Source organism: Nonomuraea sp. NPDC049709, assembly GCF_040674815.1.
GTDB lineage: Bacteria > Actinomycetota > Actinomycetes > Streptosporangiales > Streptosporangiaceae > Nonomuraea.
The window spans coordinates 216,882-234,222 of record NZ_JBFANM010000004.1 but is presented as its reverse complement, the minus strand read 5'-3'; the positions used below and the strand labels follow the sequence as shown (position 1 = coordinate 234,222).

19 protein-coding genes and 1 tRNA gene are annotated in these 17,341 nt (G+C 70.9%); 12 read left to right on the top strand and 8 right to left on the bottom strand.

Annotation, left to right across the window (positions count from 1 at the left end; all coding sequences use genetic code 11):
* The first annotated feature begins 5 nt into the window (after positions 1-5).
* From AB0J69_RS06075 to AB0J69_RS06065, 3 genes are all read left to right on the top strand, one after another.
* Positions 6-1,280 carry a glutamate-5-semialdehyde dehydrogenase gene (locus AB0J69_RS06075; protein ID WP_364113375.1) on the top strand — a complete coding sequence of 425 codons (1,275 nt, stop codon included), beginning with the start codon at positions 6-8 and terminating at the stop codon, positions 1,278-1,280.
* 50 nt (positions 1,281-1,330) lie between these two features.
* A complete protein-coding gene (locus AB0J69_RS06070; protein WP_364113373.1) occupies positions 1,331-1,507 on the top strand; it encodes a hypothetical protein in 177 nt (58 codons plus the stop codon).
* Positions 1,508-1,589: 82 nt separating this feature from the next.
* On the top strand, positions 1,590-3,317 hold the full coding sequence (locus tag AB0J69_RS06065; RefSeq protein ID WP_364113369.1) for a protein kinase: 1,728 nt from the start codon (positions 1,590-1,592) through the stop codon (positions 3,315-3,317).
* 99 nt (positions 3,318-3,416) lie between these two features.
* Here AB0J69_RS06065 and AB0J69_RS06060 read toward each other — a convergent pair whose 3' ends face one another.
* Positions 3,417-4,439: a M48 family metallopeptidase gene (locus AB0J69_RS06060; protein ID WP_364113367.1), complete on the bottom strand. Its 1,023-nt coding sequence runs from the start codon at positions 4,437-4,439 to the stop codon at positions 3,417-3,419.
* Between the two features lie 96 nt (positions 4,440-4,535).
* Here AB0J69_RS06060 and nadD point away from each other — a divergent pair, with 96 nt between their 5' ends.
* The 6 genes from nadD (at position 4,536) to AB0J69_RS06030 (ending at position 8,932) form a co-directional block, all read left to right on the top strand.
* A complete protein-coding gene (nadD, locus tag AB0J69_RS06055) occupies positions 4,536-5,153 on the top strand; it encodes a nicotinate-nucleotide adenylyltransferase (protein WP_364113365.1) in 618 nt (205 codons plus the stop codon).
* A 105-nt stretch (positions 5,154-5,258) separates the two neighbouring features.
* The gene (rsfS, locus tag AB0J69_RS06050) at positions 5,259-5,654 is read left to right on the top strand and encodes a ribosome silencing factor (protein ID WP_080046168.1); all 396 of its coding nucleotides are present in this window, start codon (positions 5,259-5,261) and stop codon (positions 5,652-5,654) included.
* A 76-nt stretch (positions 5,655-5,730) separates the two neighbouring features.
* Entirely contained in the window at positions 5,731-6,360 is a 630-nt protein-coding gene (locus AB0J69_RS06045) for a histidine phosphatase family protein (RefSeq protein ID WP_364113363.1), read from the top strand.
* A gap of 254 nt (positions 6,361-6,614) precedes the next feature.
* Positions 6,615-6,989: a LysR family transcriptional regulator gene (locus tag AB0J69_RS06040; RefSeq protein ID WP_364113361.1), complete on the top strand. Its 375-nt coding sequence runs from the start codon at positions 6,615-6,617 to the stop codon at positions 6,987-6,989.
* A gap of 49 nt (positions 6,990-7,038) precedes the next feature.
* The gene (locus tag AB0J69_RS06035) at positions 7,039-7,986 is read left to right on the top strand and encodes an MBL fold metallo-hydrolase (RefSeq protein WP_364113359.1); all 948 of its coding nucleotides are present in this window, start codon (positions 7,039-7,041) and stop codon (positions 7,984-7,986) included.
* A gap of 10 nt (positions 7,987-7,996) precedes the next feature.
* Positions 7,997-8,932 carry a fumarylacetoacetate hydrolase family protein gene (locus AB0J69_RS06030; protein ID WP_364113357.1) on the top strand — a complete coding sequence of 312 codons (936 nt, stop codon included), beginning with the start codon at positions 7,997-7,999 and terminating at the stop codon, positions 8,930-8,932.
* On the opposite strand, the gene AB0J69_RS06025 is transcribed toward AB0J69_RS06030, so the two are convergent.
* Positions 8,841-10,073 carry an FAD-dependent monooxygenase gene (locus tag AB0J69_RS06025; protein WP_364113355.1) on the bottom strand — a complete coding sequence of 411 codons (1,233 nt, stop codon included), beginning with the start codon at positions 10,071-10,073 and terminating at the stop codon, positions 8,841-8,843. The genes AB0J69_RS06030 and AB0J69_RS06025 overlap by 92 nt on opposite strands.
* A 152-nt stretch (positions 10,074-10,225) precedes the next feature.
* On the opposite strand from AB0J69_RS06025, the gene AB0J69_RS06020 reads away from it, so the two are divergent.
* The gene (locus tag AB0J69_RS06020; RefSeq protein WP_364113353.1) at positions 10,226-11,140 is read left to right on the top strand and encodes a TetR/AcrR family transcriptional regulator C-terminal domain-containing protein; all 915 of its coding nucleotides are present in this window, start codon (positions 10,226-10,228) and stop codon (positions 11,138-11,140) included.
* 66 nt (positions 11,141-11,206) lie between these two features.
* A tRNA-Ala gene (locus AB0J69_RS06015) sits at positions 11,207-11,279 on the top strand.
* Positions 11,280-12,034: 755 nt separating this feature from the next.
* Here the strand turns inward: AB0J69_RS06015 and AB0J69_RS06010 are convergent.
* From AB0J69_RS06010 to AB0J69_RS05990, 5 genes are all read right to left on the bottom strand, one after another.
* Positions 12,035-12,370, bottom strand: a complete 336-nt coding sequence (locus AB0J69_RS06010) for a hypothetical protein (RefSeq protein ID WP_364113351.1) — start codon at positions 12,368-12,370, stop codon at positions 12,035-12,037.
* A gap of 96 nt (positions 12,371-12,466) precedes the next feature.
* The gene (locus AB0J69_RS06005; protein ID WP_364113349.1) at positions 12,467-13,537 is read right to left on the bottom strand and encodes a glycosyltransferase family 2 protein; all 1,071 of its coding nucleotides are present in this window, start codon (positions 13,535-13,537) and stop codon (positions 12,467-12,469) included.
* A gap of 519 nt (positions 13,538-14,056) precedes the next feature.
* The gene (locus tag AB0J69_RS06000; protein ID WP_364113347.1) at positions 14,057-14,410 is read right to left on the bottom strand and encodes an SPW repeat protein; all 354 of its coding nucleotides are present in this window, start codon (positions 14,408-14,410) and stop codon (positions 14,057-14,059) included.
* Positions 14,411-14,520: 110 nt separating this feature from the next.
* Entirely contained in the window at positions 14,521-15,381 is an 861-nt protein-coding gene (locus AB0J69_RS05995; RefSeq protein ID WP_364113345.1) for a hypothetical protein, read from the bottom strand.
* 114 nt (positions 15,382-15,495) lie between these two features.
* Positions 15,496-16,473 carry a YafY family protein gene (locus AB0J69_RS05990; RefSeq protein ID WP_364113343.1) on the bottom strand — a complete coding sequence of 326 codons (978 nt, stop codon included), beginning with the start codon at positions 16,471-16,473 and terminating at the stop codon, positions 15,496-15,498.
* 45 nt (positions 16,474-16,518) lie between these two features.
* Here AB0J69_RS05990 and AB0J69_RS05985 point away from each other — a divergent pair, with 45 nt between their 5' ends.
* Positions 16,519-16,971, top strand: coding sequence for a hypothetical protein (locus AB0J69_RS05985; protein ID WP_364113341.1), 453 nt, complete (start codon positions 16,519-16,521; stop codon positions 16,969-16,971).
* Here the strand turns inward: AB0J69_RS05985 and AB0J69_RS05980 are convergent.
* A complete protein-coding gene (locus tag AB0J69_RS05980) occupies positions 16,958-17,290 on the bottom strand; it encodes a hypothetical protein (protein WP_364113339.1) in 333 nt (110 codons plus the stop codon). The genes AB0J69_RS05985 and AB0J69_RS05980 overlap by 14 nt on opposite strands.
* Between the last annotated feature and the right edge of the window lie 51 nt (positions 17,291-17,341).

Sequence of the window (17,341 nt, the reverse complement as noted above, 5' to 3'; positions counted from 1 at the left end):
ACGCGATGTCCGAAGAGTTCCTGAAGGTCGCCCGCGCGGCACGAGAGGCCGCCGCCGAGCTGGCCCCGCTGCCGCGGGCGCCCAAGGACCGGGCGTTGCGCGCGATCGCCGACGCCCTGGTCGCCCGCGCGGCGGAGATCGTCGAGGCCAACGCCCCGGACGTCGAGCGGGCCAGAGAGCAGGGCACGTCCGAGGCGATGATCGACCGGCTGCGGCTCGACGAGGCCCGGGTCGCCGCCATCGCCGAGGCCGTCCGCCAGGTGGCCGACCTGCCCGACCCCGTCGGCGAGGTCGTCCGGGGCGGCACGCTGCCCAACGGGCTCGAGCTGCGCCAGCTCAGGGTGCCGCTGGGCGTGATCGGCATCATCTACGAGGGCCGCCCCAACGTCACCGTCGACGCCGCCGCGCTCTGCCTCAAGAGCGGCAACGCGGTGCTGCTGCGGGGCTCGTCGAGCGCCTACTCCTCCAACACCGCCCTGGTGGGCATCATGCAGGACGCGCTGGAGGGGACCGAGGTGCCCGCCGGGGCCGTCCAGCTCGTGCCCGGGCAGAGTCGCGACTCGGTCAAGGAGCTCATGCGGGCCCGCGGCCTGGTGGACGTGCTGATCCCGCGCGGCGGCGCGTCGCTGATCAACTCGGTGGTCGAGGAGTCCACGGTGCCGGTGATCGAGACCGGCGTGGGCAACTGCCACGTCTACGTGGACGCCGAGGCCGACGTCGACGTGGCGGTGCAGATCCTGGTGAACGCCAAGGCGCAGCGGCCGTCGGTGTGCAACGCCGCCGAGACGTTCCTCGTGCACGAGAAGGTGGCCGACGCGTTCGTGCCCAAGGCTCTGGAGGCGCTGCGCGAGGCGGGCGTGACCGTGCACGGCGACGAGCGGATCGCCGGCTACGGCACCGGCGTCGTGCCCGTCACCGAGGACGACTTCTACGCCGAATACCTCTCGCTCGACATCGCCGCCGCCGTCGTCGGCTCGCTGGAGGAGGCGGTGGCGCACATCAGGCGCTACGGCTCCGGCCACACCGACGCCATCGTCACCCGTTCCCAGGGGGCCGCGCGCAGGTTCGTCTCGCTCGTCGACTCGGCGGCCGTGGCGGTCAACGCGTCGACCAGGTTCACCGACGGGGGCGAGTTCGGGTTCGGCGCGGAGATCGGCATCTCCACGCAGAAGCTGCACGCACGCGGCCCGATGGGGCTGCCCGAGCTCACCTCGACCAAGTGGGTCTATACGGGTGAGGGGCATATGCGCACGTCAGAGGGCACGGTGACGGCCAGTTGACCGGCGTGTCGGCCTGACCGGCGCGGGGTGCCGTGGTTTGACTGGGGGACATGGAAATTGTCGTCGCCCTCGTCTTCTCGGCCGCGGTGCTGTTCGGCGCCGACCGGTTGCTGCTCTGGCTGGAGAGCCGCGGACACGTCAACTGGCGCAGGAAGGGACGCAAGCGGCTGTCGGAGGAGCCCACGGCCGGGCTCGACAGCATGCTCTCCGATCACACACGCCGATAAACCTTCGGCGTGCCTCAAGCGGCAACTCGCGTACCGGCGCTAGGGTTGTGTCCCTTATGGGCGCGCCGGGCGGGGAGGGACGGTGAGCAAGCTCGGCAAGGTCGGGCCGTACACCCTGGTCGAGCGGCTCGGCCGGGGCGGAATGGGTGAGGTCTACCTCGCCACCACCCGCCGTGGCGAGCATGTCGCGCTCAAGGTCCTGCATGACCTGGCCGAGGACGAGACCTCGCGCATCAGGCTGGAGCGCGAGGTCCGCGCGCTGCGCAGGGTCGAGAGCCCGTACGTCGCCAAGGTGCTCGACGCCGACCTGAGCTGTGCCCGCCCCTACCTGGTCATGGAGCACATCGAGGGCGCCACGCTGCTCGACCGCGTCCGCCAGAGCGGCCCTCTGGACGTGTCGCAGCTCGTCGACATGGCCCAGGGCATCGCCGCCGCGCTCGCGATCATCCACGCGGCCGGGGTCGTGCACCGCGACCTCAAGCCGGGCAACATCATCATGGGCACCTCGGGGCCGGTGCTGATCGACTTCGGCATCGCCCAGGTGCTCGACGCGACCCGGCTCACCATGACGGGCACGTTCCTCGGCACGCCGGGCTACACGGCGCCGGAGATCTTCGCCGACGAGCAGGTGGACGCGCCCGCCGACGTGCACGCCTGGGCCGCCACGGTGGCGTTCGCGGCGACGGGGCGGCCGACGTTCGGGCGGGGCACGGCCGAGGCGCAGATGTACGCGGTGCTGAACGGGCAGGCCGACCTCAAGGGCGTGCCGGTGCAACTGCTGCCGCTGGTACGCGCGGCGCTCAACAGGGAGCCCGGCAAGCGGCCCACGGCGGCGCTGCTGGCCGACCGGCTGTCCAGGCTGGCCCGGGCCACCAGCGCGGCCGATGCCGAGCCTCCCACCGCCGACGCGCCGGAGGAGGGCGGCCCGGCCGCCGGCCGGGGCACGACCGTGCGGAGCCGGCCGCCGGAGGAGGCCGCCGCGGCCCCCCGTGGCGAGGCCAAGGCCCGTAGCCGGCCCAACGTGGTGCCGGCCGAGGGCAAGGTGCCGCCGCCGCGCGGGCGTACCGGGAGCCGGCCCGTGCCCGAGGCGAAGGGCGCGGCGGTTGCGCGCAGCCGGGCCGAGGGGAAGGTGCCGGCGCCGCGGACCCGTACGAGTGCGGACGGGAAGTCCACGGGGGCGCGGGCCAAGGTGACCGCGCCCCGGCAGCGGACGGCGGCGGCCGTCAGGAGCAGGGCGGCGACGAAGCCGCAGACCGGGCGGAGGACCGGGCTCCGGGCGGAGTCGGCCACCACCCTGCCCGCGGGCAACGGCGCGCTGCTGCTGCTGGCGGTGCTGGCCGTGCCGTGCGTGGTGGCGTCGGTGATCCAGCCGATCGCCTCGATCGCGATCACGGCCGCGTTCGTGGTGCTGACCAGGACGTTGTGGATGGGCCACTGGATGGTCAGGAATCGCAGCTCACGGCGTACGCGGGTGGCGCTGCGGGTGCTGCTCTTCCCGGTCGCGCTGGCCGGGGCGGCCGTGACCGCCGCCGTGTGGCCGGGCGTGCCCGTCGCGGTGGCGTCGGGGGGAGCGCTCTGGGCCACCGGGGGTGGCCGGATCGACTCCGACTGGTGGCAGCAGGCCGCGCCTGTGACGGTGGCGGGTGTGGTGTTCGGGATGTTGTGCGGTGGGATCACCGGGCGCGAGATCGAGCGGATCGGGCAGCGACTGCCCGACCTGCGCAGGGAAGGGCTGCGCGCACTGGCCGTGCTGGGCGGGTTCGTCGCCCTGTGCGCGGCCGCCGTACGCGCTATCGCACTTCTGCTCTGACCCGTGATGGGTCAGTTCGCGTACGCCTGCGGCCCGCCGTTCCGCCACGGCGGGCCGACGCGGCTGAACAAGCAGGTCGGCCGCGTGGTGGCGGAACGGCTAGCCCTGTCCGCCGTCGCGGCGGGAGAAGCGGTTGAAGATGCGCTCGCCCGCGTTGACCGCGCCCTCGGCCACGTCACGCAGGACGCCGATGAAAGGATCCTGCGACTGCTGCCAGGACGCGCGGTAGGACTCGGCCGCGGCCTTGATCTCGTCGGTCACTCTCGCGTTGGGGTCGTCTTCCCTGCGGGGGTAGTCCCCGCCGATGATCCGCTCGTATTCGCCGCTGCGCTGCCACTTGTCCAGCTCCGCCACGCGCACCACCGCGAACGGGTGGGTGGTGCCGAGCAGGTTGAGGACCTTGAGGAAGCCGTCGCGAAGGTCGCCCGCGGTGTCGTATTCCTGGTACTGCTCCAGGAACGCCTCGATGTTCATCTCGTGGGTGTAGTCGCCGCCGGCCAGCTTCATCAGCGCCCGCTTGGCCGCCTCGGGGTCCTGCCCGACGAGCAGGCCGCCACGGTCGGAGGACAGCTCGGACTTGCGGTACCACTCCTCCAGGCCGGCGACGATCGCGCGCAGGCCGATGTAGCCGAGCGGGATCCAGGCGACGCGGGTGGCGAGGCGGGTGAGGATGTCGAGCATCGTCCGGTAGACCGCGTGTCCCGACAGGATGTGCGCGGTCTCGTGGCCGATGACGAAGCGCTGCTCCTCCTCGTTCATGAGGTTGAGCAGGCCGGTGGTCACGACGATGAACGGGTCGTCGAAGCCGATGGCCTTGGCCTGGACCTGCGGGTCCTGCTGGATGTAGATCTCGGGGATCCGGTGCAGGTCGAGCGTGTAGGCGGCGTCGCGGCCCATGTCGTAGACGGAGCGGAACTGGGTCTCGCTCACGCGCACGGCCGACGCCAGGTACATCAGGCGCAGCCTGCGCTCGCTGATGAGGCCGGACATCTGCTTCAGAACGGTGTCGAACCCACTCAACTTACGCAGAGCGACCAGGGCGGACCGGTCTGCGGGGTGTTCGTAGGCTCGGGACGAGATGCCGGGCAGTTGGACGCGGTTGCGGTCCGGGGTGGTCGTCATGCCCGGCATGCTACGTCCGCAACGGAAGTGATGCGCGGCCATCACGAAGGGGGGTCCCATCATGTTGTGGTAGAGCGCCCGCGTAAGGTCCGTTTCATGATGAACGCGCCTGGTGTGCAAGGGATGCGGCGAGTGGGGGTGATGGGTGGGACGTTCGATCCCATCCACCACGGGCACCTTGTCGCGGCCAGCGAGGTGGCTCACCACTTCCAGCTGGACGAGGTCGTTTTCGTGCCGACCGGACGGCCGTACCAGAAGTCGGAGCGCGAGGTGTCGGCGCCCGAGGACCGCTATCTGATGACCGTCATCGCGACCGCGTCGAATCCCCGGTTCTCCGTCAGCCGGGTGGACGTCGATCGTCCGGGGCCGACGTTCACGATCGATACTTTGCGCGATATTGCGGAAATTTACGGTCCGCAGGTTGAGCTGTACTTCATCACCGGTGCCGACGCGCTCGGCGCCATACTCGACTGGCAGGAAGCCGACGAGCTGTTCGAGCTGGCGCACTTCGTCGGTTGTACGCGTCCCGGGCACACGCTGCACGACCCTGGCCTGCCGGAAGGCCGGGTGACGTTGCTGGAGATCCCCGCGCTGGCCATTTCCTCGTCCGAGTGCCGTCAGCGGGTGGCCAAGGGCGAGCCGATTTGGTATCTGGTGCCCGACGGAATCGTCCAGTACATCAACAAGCGGCGCTTGTATCACGCAGCCGGCTGAAGCGGGTCGCGCAGGAGAAGTCGCGGCGTAGGTGAGGGGTTTCGGGCTGGAAGGGTACCCTCAACATAAGGGCATGCTGCCGACACAGGAGGACAGACCCGCATCGTGACCGCATCTGACAGATCCGTCCAGCTCGTGCGCATCGCCGCGGAGGCCGCGGCCGACAAGCTGGCCGATGACATCCTCGCCTACGACGTGAGCGAACAGCTCGTCATCACCGACGCCTTCCTGCTCTGCTCCGCCACCAACGACCGCCAGGTACGCGCCATCGTCGACGAGATCGAGGAGCGGCTGCGCACCGAGGCCGACGCCAAGCCCGTGCGCCGCGAGGGAGAGCGCGAGGGCCGCTGGGTGCTGCTCGACTACATCGACATCGTCGTGCACGTCCAGCACGAGGAAGACCGTACTTTCTACGCGCTGGAGCGCCTGTGGAAGGACTGCCCGGCCATCTCGCTGCCGGAGAGCGTGATGCAGGCCAACCTGCAGCGGGCGCGCGCGTGAGCGAGCGGAGCGGACGAACCATCAGCCACAGCAGTGAGAGTCACGCCGATCCCGGGCGGCCCGGCGAGGGATCCGCATGAGCAGGCGGATCGTGTGCCTGCGTCACGGGCAGACCTTGTGGAACGTCGAGCAGCGCTTCCAGGGGCATTCCGACATCCCCCTCGACGAGACCGGCGTCGCGCAGGCGGCGCGGGCCGCGTCGCTGCTCGCCTCGTTGCGGCCCACCCTGATCGTCTCCTCCGACCTGCAGCGGGCCAATGACACCGCGCTGGCGCTGGGACGGATCGCCGGGCTCGACGTGGCGGTCGACAAGGACTTCCGCGAACGCGGCGGCGGGCAGTGGGAAGGGCTCACGCGCGAGGAGATCGCCGCGCGCTGGCCCGAGGAATACGCCGCCTGGGAGGCTCCCGACGGCGAACCCGTCACCGACGTGGCCGTGCGGGTGGCGGCCGCCATGCGCCGGTGGGCGTCCCGGATCGACGACGACGGGCTGCTGGTCGTGGCCTCGCACGGCGCGGCGCTGCGGCTCGGGATCTGCGAGCTGCTCGGGCTGCCCGAGCAGCTGTGGCCGGCGCTGGGCGGGCTGGGCAACTGCTCCTGGTCCGTGCTGCAGGAAGGGCGCAAGGGGTGGCGGCTGCTGGAGCACAACGCCGGCACCTTGCCCGAGCCGGTGCACAGCGACGACAAGCCCGAGGCCGAGGCATAACCAGTTCGTACGGCTCGGGGGCCGTACGGCTGACCTACGGCGTTTTCATGCACGGCCCTCATACAGCGTTCTCATACAGGGCCCTCATACAGGGCCCTCATACAGGGCCCTCATACAGGGCCCTCATACAGGGCCCTCATACAGGGCCCTCATACAGGGCCCTCATACGGGGAGCGATTTCGGACGAATAAGTCGGCGACAGACACCGGGGCGGCCTGGGACGGCGGGCCGCTGTCATCGGGGAAGGTTCGTCGATGGAGATTCGGTCACTTCGTTATGCGGTCACGCTCGCGGAGGAGTTGCACTTCGGCCGCGCCGCGCAGCGGCATTTCATCGCGGCGCAGCCGTTCGGGCGGCACATCCAGCGGCTGGAGCGGGAGGTCGGGCGGCGGCTGTTCGAGCGTACGAGCCGCAGGGTCGTGCTGACCTCCGCCGGGGAGCGGCTGATCGCGGAGGCCCGCCGCGTGCTGGCGGCGGTGGACGCGCTGGCGGAGGTCGCCCGTTCGGGCCCGCTGCGGGATCGCGGGTCGGCGGGCCCGCTGCGGGATCGTGAACCGGCGGAGCCGCCGCGGGATGCCGACCGGGGGCCTGACGTCCCGGCGGGACGCGTGGTTGCGGGGGGATCGTAACCTTTCCTGCTGATGATCCCCGTGCGGAGCCCGTGGTGAAGTCGTTCGCATGGGACATCAGCGCATCACCAACACGAGGCTCGAGGCGGCGGCTCTCCATGAGATCGTGCCCGGGGTGCACGCGTGGGTGCAGCCCGACGGCACGTGGTGGGTCAACAACGCGGGTGCGGTGACCGGGGACGACGGCACGATCGTCATCGACACCTGCGCCACCGAGGAGCGTACGCGGAGATTCCTGCGCGCCCTCGCCGCGGCCACCGGCGACGACCCCATCAGGGCGGCGGTGAACACGCACCAGCACGGCGACCACACCTACGGCAACAGCCTGCTGCCCGCGCAGGCCGTGATCGTCGGTCACGAGAGCGTGCGCGACGCGGTGCTGACGGACTTCGTCATCGACGGATGCCCGCCGTTCTGGTCGCCGGTGCCCGACTGGGGCGCGGTGACGCGGCGGCCGCCGTCGCTCGTGTTCCGCTCGGAGCTGACGCTCTACAGCGGCGGGCGGCGGATCGATGTGCTCCATCCCGGACATCCCGCGCACACCGGCGGCGACGTGGTCGTCTGGCTGCCGGAGGAGCGCGTGCTGTTCACCGGCGACCTGCTCTTCCACGGGCTGACGCCCCTGGTGCTGATGGGGTCGCTCGACGGGGCGCTGCGGTCGCTGGACTGGCTGGCGGGCTTCGGCGCCGACCACGTCGTCCCCGGGCACGGCCCGCTGGCGGACGGGGACGCGCTGCCGGGCATCCTGACCGACCACGAGCGCTACTACCGGTTCGTGGCGGACACCGCGCGGGGCGGCCGCGAGCGAGGGCTCAGCCCCCTGGACGCGGCCCGGCGCGCCGACCTGCGGGACTTCGAGGGGTGGGCCGACGCGGAACGGATCGTGCTCAACCTCCACCGGGCGTACGCCGACGCGGCGGGTGGCGAGGTGGACCTCCTGACCGCGTTCGGCGACGCCGTGGAGTGGAACCGCGGCCCCTTTCCCACGGCCGTCTGAGGAGGCTTCGATGAGGTTCGTCACGTATGCGGGGCGCGAGGGCGACCGCGCCGGCCTGCTGGTCTCCGAGGAGGTGTACGCCCTGCCGCCGGGGGTGCGGCTGGTCGACCTGCTCGGTGACCTGCCCGCCGCCGGCGAGGCCGCGCTGCGCGATCCCGCGGAGGTGGTGCCGCTCGAATCCGTACGGTTGCGGGCGCCCGTCCCCGAGCCGCCGACCGTGCGCGACTTCATGACGTTCGAGCAGCACGTCGAGGGCGTGGCCAAGCTGATGGGAGCGACCGTGCCCGAGCAGTGGTACGCGGCGCCGGCCTTCTACTTCACCAACCCCTACGCCGTGATCGGGCCGCACGACGACGTGCCGGTGCCGCCGGGGTGCGGGGTGTTCGACTTCGAGCTGGAGGTGGCCGCGGTGATCGGGCGCGGCGGGCGGAACCTGGGCGTCGAGGAGGCCGCCGGGCACATCGCCGGGTACGTGCTCATGAACGACTGGTCGGCGCGGGACCTCCAGCTCGCCGAGATGGAGGTGCTGCTGGGGCCGGTGAAGGGCAAGGACACCGCCACGACGCTCGGGCCCGTGCTGGTCACGCCGGACGAGCTGGAGGCGTACCGGTCGGGCAACGCGTTCGACCTGTCGATGACCGCGGCCGTCAACGGGCTCACCGTGGGCGGGGACCGGTGGAGCAACATGTCGTTCTCGTATTCGCAGATGATCGCGTACGCGTCCCGGGGGACCGAGGTGCGGCCCGGGGACGTGCTCGGGTCGGGCACGTGCGGCGGCGGGTGCCTGGCCGAGCTGTGGGGGCGGCTGGGGTTGGAGGCGCACGCGCCGCTGGCGCCCGGCGACACGGTGACGATCAGCGTCGACCTGCTGGGCGTGCAGCGGTGCCGGATCGTGGAGGGCGCCGAGCCGGTCGCGGACTCCCTGGAGGCGCATCGTAGTCCTTGAGGGTGATGGCGGCGGCGGCCCGGTCGGTCATGCGCTTGATGAGGCTCTTGCCCGGCATGTACGGCAGCAGGCGCATCATCTGGTTGCGGCGCCAGATCTGCGACTTCTTCTGCGGAACTAGGTATTTGTCCGCTCCCTGCGCTTGGCGGTGACAGACCTCGACATATGGCCTTATGTGGTTCTCGTACTGGGTGAAGGCGGTCTCGTGGTCGCCGGCCTCGGCCAGCTCGCCGGCCAGAACGTACGCGGCGATCAGCGCCAGACCGGTGCCCATGCCGCCCGGGCCCGGGCCATAGCCCGCGTCGCCCAGGACGGCCACCCTGCCGGAGGAGTAGCGGGGCAGGACGACCTGGGCGGCGGGGGCGAAGTAGAAGTCGTCGGCCCGGCGCATCTCGTCGAGCAGGTGCGGGATCTCCCAGTCCAGGCCCGCGAAGGCGGTCTCGACCAGGGTCCGCTGCGCGTGGCGGTCGCGGTGGTCGTAGGTGAGCGGGGGCGCGGCGAAGTCGAGTGCGGCCCTGGTGCGGCCGCCGGTGCTCATGATGGTGGCGCATCTGCCCGGGGCGCTGTACATCAGGCCCTCGTGGTCGAGGTCGTAGGTGCCGGGGATGGAGAAGATCGCGCCGTACATGCCCAGATGGCGGAGCTGCGCCTCGTCGAAGACCAGCTCCCGCACCTTGGAGCGGAGGCCGTCCGCGCCCACGACCAGGTCGAACGTCCTCGGCGCGGCTCGTTCGAACGTGACGTGCACGCCCGCCGGGGTCTCGGTCAGCGAGGTGATGGAGTCGTCGTGGACGTACTCGGCGTCCGTGGCGTCGTGGAGGATGCGGCTCAGGGTGCCGCGGAGGATCTCCACCTCGCCGCTGAACGCCTCCGAGGGGAGGCTCGACAGGCGCCTGCCGCGGGCATCGACGATCTTGATGTCGCCCATGCGGGTCTGGGCCCGGCGTACCGCGTCGAGGATGCCCATGCGGGCGAGCACGTCGAGTTGCGGGGCGCCGCGGAAGTCGACGGCCTGGCCGCCCTGGCGGATCGCCGGGGCGCGCTCGACGATGGTGGGGTGGTTGCCGTGGCGTTCGAGCCAGTGGGCGAGGGCGGGGCCCGCTATGCCGCCGCCGGAGATCAGGATGGTGAGGTCGCGCATTTCTGGTACCCCTCTCGTTTACGGTGTACGCGCACTCTAGGATGGGGTTGTTGACCAGGCAATATGGCTACCTGGTGCACTAGTACGGCGGCAGGCGGTCCCGCGGACTTGGGCGGCCGGTGCACTAGAGCGCCTTCGTGAAGGGGCGGTTGGTGGATCGAGCGGACGCGCCGTACCTCCGGATCGTCGAGGAGCTCAGGCGCCGCGTCGCGGCGGGGGAGCTGGCGGCGGGCGACCGGCTGCCCTCCACCCGGCAGATCGTCCGGGAGTTCGGGGTGGCGATGGCCACGGCCAGCAAAGTACTGAGCCGGTTGCAGGAGGAAGGGGTGGCGCGGGCCGTACCGGGGGTGGGCACCGTGGTGGCCGGGCGCGAGCCGCCCGCGCAGGACCTGACCAGGCAGCGCATCGTGCGGGCGGCCATCGGGATCGCCGACGGGGAGGGGCTGGCCGCCGTCTCCATGCGCCGCATCGCCACCGAGCTGGGGGCCTCGGCCATGTCCCTCTATCGGTACGTGGCGGGCAAGGACGAGCTCCTGCACCTGATGGCCGACGCCGTGTACGGGGACGACCCGCCGCCCGACCGGATCCCCCGCGGCTGGCGGGAGCAGCTCGAACTGGCCCTGCGGCAGCAGTGGCGCATCCACCGGCGCCATCCGTGGCTGACCCAGGCCATCTCGCTGACCCGGCCGGAGTTCGTCCGCAACGGCATGGCGCACACGGACCGGCTGCTGCGGGCGGTGGACGGGCTCGGCCTGGACGCGAACACGATGCTGCACGCCGCGCTGTCCCTCGTGAACCTGGTCCGCGGCACGGCCGTGAGCCTGGAGGCCGAGGAGCAGGCGCGGACGGAGACGGGGGTCACGGACGACGAGTGGATGCGGGCGCGGGAGGCGGAGCTGCACGAGCTGTTCGCCTCCGGTGCCTTTCCCACTCTCGCCAAGGTGGTGGCAGGGCCCGGGCTGGACATGGACCTGGACTCGATCTTCGAGTTCGCGCTGCGCCGGCACCTTGACGGGCTGGCCGTGCTGGTGGCGGCGGCCAGGGCCCGGGAGAGGCGGCGCGATTAGGCGAATGAGGGCGGATGGCTATATGCTCTCGGAGCGCCGCAACGGGTGGACCCGAAGCGGTGACCAGGGGCTATGGCGCAGTTGGTAGCGCGCCTCCATGGCATGGAGGAGGTCTGGGGTTCGAATCCCCATAGCTCCACCCCTTGTGGTTGTCGGCAGGCTTGGACCTGCTCCCCGGTCGTGTCCTGTGGACGATGATGGGGTGAAGGGCTGGACGTCGCTCCGGCAGCGCTTGATTTTCGGCGCCGGGGCCCCAGCGGGCGGATCGGGCGGCTGTGAACCGTGTTGTCGACGCACGCGGACGTCCCAAGTGCTGCGGGTTCGCGAGCGCTGCGGGTGCGCGGTCGAGCCATCAGGCGGGCTGGGTGACTGCTCGTTATGGCCGGGATTCGTCGTGTGGGGTTGTCTGCTCCGGGCCGTCCGTTTTCGCGGAGGTTCTCTGCTCCGGGCTGGACGTTTTCGCGGAGGTTCCGGCCTGCGGGTGGCTGGCTTGTGAGGCGGCTGTCCTGTGAGGCGGTTGGTCTGTGCGGTGGCTGCTCTGTGCGGTGTTGGCTGTCCCGTGGAGTTGCTGGTCTCGGGGAGTGCGCTGCTCGGGCCGGTTGCGGCATCCGGTGGTGATGCTCATGGGGAGACGGTTCCCCTGGTTTCCGGTTCCCCCCGGTTCCCCCCCGCTCCCCCCGGCTCCCGGTTCCCCCGGCTCCCGGTTTCCCCGGCTTCTGGTTCCCCGGGCCTCCGGTTTCCCCGGTTCCCGGTTCCCGGTTGCCGTGATGCCGTGATGCCGGCCCGGCGGTGGGTGGTCCGCCGGGTCCGACTTTCGAGGGGCCGTTCAGGTCCGGTGGTTTGTTCGGGCCGAGGGGTGGCCGGTTGGCGTGGGTGGCCGGGTGTTTCTCGGTTTTACGAGAAGACGGCTGACTTGAGGAGGAGGCGGCTGGAGGCGCGGCCGCCGGGGCGCAGGGAGTAGTAGTCGCCGGTGCAGTCGATGCCGGTGAAGACCGTGACCGTGGAGTCCGTGGCGTTCGACGGGGTGTGGGCGCTGTCTTCCGTGTCGCGGACCTCCGGGAGATTGATGCAGACTCCGCTCCTCGGGTGGGTCAGCTCGCCCGTGCCCAGGCCGCCGTATTCGGTGGGGAAGCGGTAGCTGAAGGTGCCGGTGGCGGCCTGGGCGGGGGCGCAGGGAGACAGTGCCAGTGCCAGGCAGGAGGCGGCCACGGTAATGGTGCGAGCGAACATGGGCGGTGTACGTCCCTTCGGTTGTGGTTGACGCTGCGGTCGCCGCCAATCCTATGGCTACTCTGTGTAGTTGATCGGTTACAGATATGTGGTCGGTCAGCGCCCCTTTTCGTAGATGACCAGGCCTTGGGAGAGGTGGAGGGGGACCATGACGAGCTCGACCACCAGGGCCTTCCAGGCGTAGTAGAGGTTGACGGCCTTGTTCAGGTAGACGAAGGGCAGGTTGAACAGGACCTGGCCGACAGGGAGGCGGCGGCGTCTGGCCGCGTAGAGGAGGGCGGGGACGGTCAGGAGGAGCTCGCCGCCCGCCCACCACGCCATCGTGCGGGCCACCGGCTCGTCCAGGGCGAGCGTCAGCACCAGCGGGGTCGCCCACCACAGCGGGGCCAGCAGGATCTCGAGGAGGGCCACGATGATCCAGGTGGCCAGCATGGGCTTGCGGGTGAGCAGGCGGGGGAGGTGGAGGCGGACATTCTGCATGAAGCCCGCCATCCAGCGCCACACCTGCTTGCGGAGGTAGGTGAGGGTCTCCGGGTCTGCGGCCCACGCCATGGCGTCGGCGACGTAGACCGCCCGGTGGCCGTCGAGCTGCTGGCTCCAGGTGAAGTCCATGTCCTCGACGATGGTGCGCTCCGGGAACCCGCCGAACTCGGTCAGGGTCGTGCGTCTGAACACCGAGCAGCAGCCCGAGCAGACCATGGGACTGTTCGCCAGTTGCTGGATCGGGCGGTGCCAGTGGAAGCCGAAGAGGTATTCGGTGGATCTGCCGCGCTCCCATGGTGTGCGGGCGAACCTCGTCTGCACGTTTCCGGCCGCCACGTTCACGGCGGGGTCGGAGAAGGCGGGCTTGATGCGCTCGATGTAGTCGGGGGCCAGGACCGTGTCGGCGTCCACGGCCAGGACCAGGTCCGTGTCGCAGTGGGGGAGGGCGTGGTTCTGAGCCTTGGCCTTGCTGCCCAGGTTGCGGGGTGGGCGCAGGACGGTGACGCCGTAGGACGCCGCCACCTCGCCGGTGCGGTCGGTCGAGGCGTCGTCCACCACGATGACCTTCTCCGGCGGGATGGATTGGGCCTGGATGGAACGGAGGGTGGCGGGGAGGCCGAGCTCCTCGTTGTGGGCGGGGATGATGACCGTGACGGTCAAGGTGGCGGTGGTGGTCGGGCTCACCTGTGTCGCCTCCGCTTCAGCTTGAGCGCGACCAGGGTGATCAGCCCCACGGTGGCGTAGACGATCAGGCTGAAACCGAGTGTGGGCGGGCCTCCGGGCATCCTCTGGCTCCCTTGGTGATGCTGATGGTGGTGGTGGGTGGCGCGGGTATGAGGATGCTCCGTGTGGGGTGGGTGCCGGAGGCCCGAATCGGGTTCTGTGGAGGGGAAGCTGGGTGTCTGGGTTGTCCTGTGGACGGAGGGTGGGCGGAGGGTTGACGGAGGGTTGACGGAGGATGGGCGGAGGGTTGATGGAGGGTTGATGGGCGGAGGGCCGAGGGTGCGCCGTCCGTGCCCCTGGTCCCTGCCGGTGTTGTCTCAGGGGGTAGGTGCGGCAGTGACCACGACACGTAGCTGGTGGTCCCTTTCGGTCATGACGGGAGAGCTCCCAGAATCATCCGAAAGGGCTGGTTCCCAACAGGTGATCAAGTTGAGAAAGGCCGGACCGCGATGCGGCCCGGCCTTCGATGGAGACGGTGTGTCAGTGCTGGATCACCTGGCGGTGTGCCGCCCGGCTGGCGGGCACCGCGGTCAGGCTGAGGACCACCGTGACGACCCCGACGACCCAGGACGTCCACGACGCCCCCTGGCCCTCCGTGTACGTCACGGCCCACGGAGCGACGAACAGCAGCACGCCCCACAGGACGTTGAGCCACTCCGTCGCCACGACGCCCGGGTTCGCGAGTGCCACGAGCGAGGTGATCGCGATGAGGGCACCCAGCACGATCAGCGCGGGCGTGGCGCCCGACGCGCCGACGACCCAGATCGGGGAGAGTGCCGCGTAGAGGCCGGCGACCAGGGTTACCCAGTCCTGCCAGCGTGACCATGCCTTCATGAGAACCTCCGCAAAAGGCGTTTGCGAGGCTGGCCTGTTTGGTCAGTCGATCTGCTGAAACCTAGGGTGACGTGCGAAGATTCCCCTGCTGAGGGTGATGTTCCACACAGTCATCGGGCGGGTGCGGCGGCGTCCGTCAGCTCCCGCCACCACTGCTCCCGATGGGTGGAGCGCAGCAGGCGGTTGTGCAGGCGGTGCAGGACCTTGGCGTTGTGCGTGTTCACCACCAGTTCCTCGGCTCCCGCCAGGTGGCGCAGCGGGCGGCCGTGGCAGGTGGAGCAGCCGCACGTGCCCTCCCCGAGCCGCTCGACCGGCACGAACTCCAGCGACTCCGGCACGAACGCGCTGCGCGCTCCGCCCCGCCGCCAGCCGCCGCGCATCTCGTGCGGCTCCGGATACAGGTGCCGCAGCACCTCGCGCACCCCGACCGCGGCCCAGCCCGCCCCGTGCGCCAGCGCCGCCAGCGCCGCGACCCCGGCCGAGAGCAGGGGCAGCGGCACCGGCCGGTACGGCCGCCCGTCCTCGACCACCAGCGCCACCGGCGCCCCGTAGTCGTTGACCGTGCGCAGCAGCGTCCCCCGGTCCTCGATGACCCACCGCGCGTGCACGGGCAGCACCGCGATCGCGTCCTCCCACTGGATGGCCTGTTCGAGGATGGTGTGCAGGGCTTCGTGGTCCCCTTCACCGACATAACCGGAATCGGTGAGCGGGGCCGTCGCCCCCGCCTCCACCTGGTCCGCGATCCAGTCGGGCGAGAGCCGCGCCGTGCCCCGCACCCGGGCCGACCCGGCGTAACGGCGGCGGTCGGCCAGCAGGGGGCCGTCGTAGCCGTGCCGGCGGACCATGCGGACCGCGTCGTGCGCGGCCTGGCCGGTGAAGACCAGGCCGGAGCCGGGGTGCCCGGCCAGCGCCGCCGCGTCGTAGACGTCCCTGGCGCTGACCTGGATCAGCAGGCGCTCGTGGAGGTCCATGGCGCGCGCTCTCTGGGGCTGGGGTGTCCTCTACCCGAACTATCCCCACAAACGCGGCAGGGAACGCCGCCGGCTCAGGAGGCGCGGTAGCGCCGGGTCGGCTCGTCCGTCGGCTCAGGAGGCGTGGTAGCGCCGGGCCAGCTCGTACGTCGTCGCGGCCAGCCGATGGCGCAGCTCGCCCGGGGAGAGCACCTCGGCGTCCGTGCCGAGCCTGAGGAACTCGCCCACCGCGTGCTCGATCGACTCGATCGGCACCGTGACCCGCGTCCACCCGTCGTCGTCCGGCGGCTGGGCGCTCTCCCTGGCCGCCGCCACCACCCCGGGGGTCATGAGGTCGGCCAGGCGCTGCAGCCCGCGCGGCGACAGCCGCACCACGGCCTCGCCCCACCGCAGCCTGGCCTCGAACTCGGCCAGGTAGCCCTGCCAGTAGGCCGCCAGGTCGAACCCCTCCGGCCGGGTGAACCCCTCGGGCAGCGGGTGCAGGTCGAGGATCTGCGAGACGCGGTAGGTGCGTACGTCATCGTCCGACCGCGCCACCAGATACCAGCGCCCGGCCTTGACCACCAGCCCGTACGGCTCCAGCCGCCGCTCCACCTCCTGCGGCGCCTTCCACCGCCGGTATCTGACCTGGATGCGCCGCTCGTTCCAGACCGCGTCGGCCACGGCGGGCAGGTAGGTCGCCGGCTCCCGGTCGCGATACCAGGTGGGCGCGTCGAGGTGGAAGCGCTCCTGGATGCGCCCGGCACGGTCGCGCAGCTCGACCGGCAGCGCGGCCATGAGCTTGAGCTGCGCGGCCGTCACCACCGCGCCCAGCCCCAGCTCGGCGGCCGGCCCCGGCAGGCCCGCCAGGAAGAGGGACTCGGCCTCGTCCGTGGTCAGGCCGGTGAGGCGGGTGCGGTAGCCGTCGAGGAGCTGGTAGCCGCCCTTGGGACCGGCGTCGCCGTAGAGCGGGATGCCGGCGGAGTGGAGGGACTCGACGTCGCGGTAGATGGTGCGTACGGACACCTCCAGCCGCTCGGCCAGCTCCTGCGCGGTCATCCGGCCGCGCGTCTGCAGCAGCAGGAGGATGGAGACCAGGCGAGAGGCGCGCATATCACTGACACTACCTGTCAGTGACCCGGGCGTACGTTGTCCCACATGAACGACTTCGACTTTCTCGCCGGACACTGGAACGTCACCAACCGCCGGCTCGTGAAGGCCCTGTCCGGCAGTGACGAATGGGACGAGTTCCCCGGTTACTCGGTCGCCACGCGGCACTTCGGCGGCGCGGCCAGCTTCGACGAGATCGAGTGCCCGACGAAGGGCTTCAGCGGGCTGACCGTCCGCGTGTACAACCCGCAGACCCGGCAGTGGTCCATCTACTGGGCCAGCAGCGCCAGTGGCGTGCTCGACACCTCGCCCATGGTGGGCGCGTTCGAGGGTGACCGGGGCGAGTTCTACGGCGAGGAGACCCACGAGGGCAGGCCGGTGCGCTGCCGGTTCGTCTGGACGGTCATCGGCGACGACGCCGCCCGCTGGGAGCAGGCGTTCTCGGAGGACGACGGGCGCACGTGGGAGACGAACTGGACGATGGACTTCACGCGAGCCTGACGGTCCCCGCGGGTGCCGCCCGCGTGCCGGTTTCAGCGTTGCCGCGTACCCAGAGGACCGCGACCACGGCCACGGCCGCGATCAGCAGCACGAGCCCGCCGGCCACGATCACCCACCACCAGGCCGACCGCGGCGGCTTGGCCTCGTAGAGGGGCACGTCGGGCAGCATGTCCGGCGTGTAGGGGAGCCGCTGCGTGTACGGCGCTTCCGGCGGTCCCTGGTCGGGTGGCTGCGGGGGCGGCGGGGTGGGGTGAGGGTAGCGGTGCCTGATCGTCTGGTTGGGATCCGGTTCCCGCCGGTCCGGCTGCTCTGGAGTCATGATTCCCTCAGGCACGCTGCGGAGTGTCTGTTACGCCAACATTGTCACACT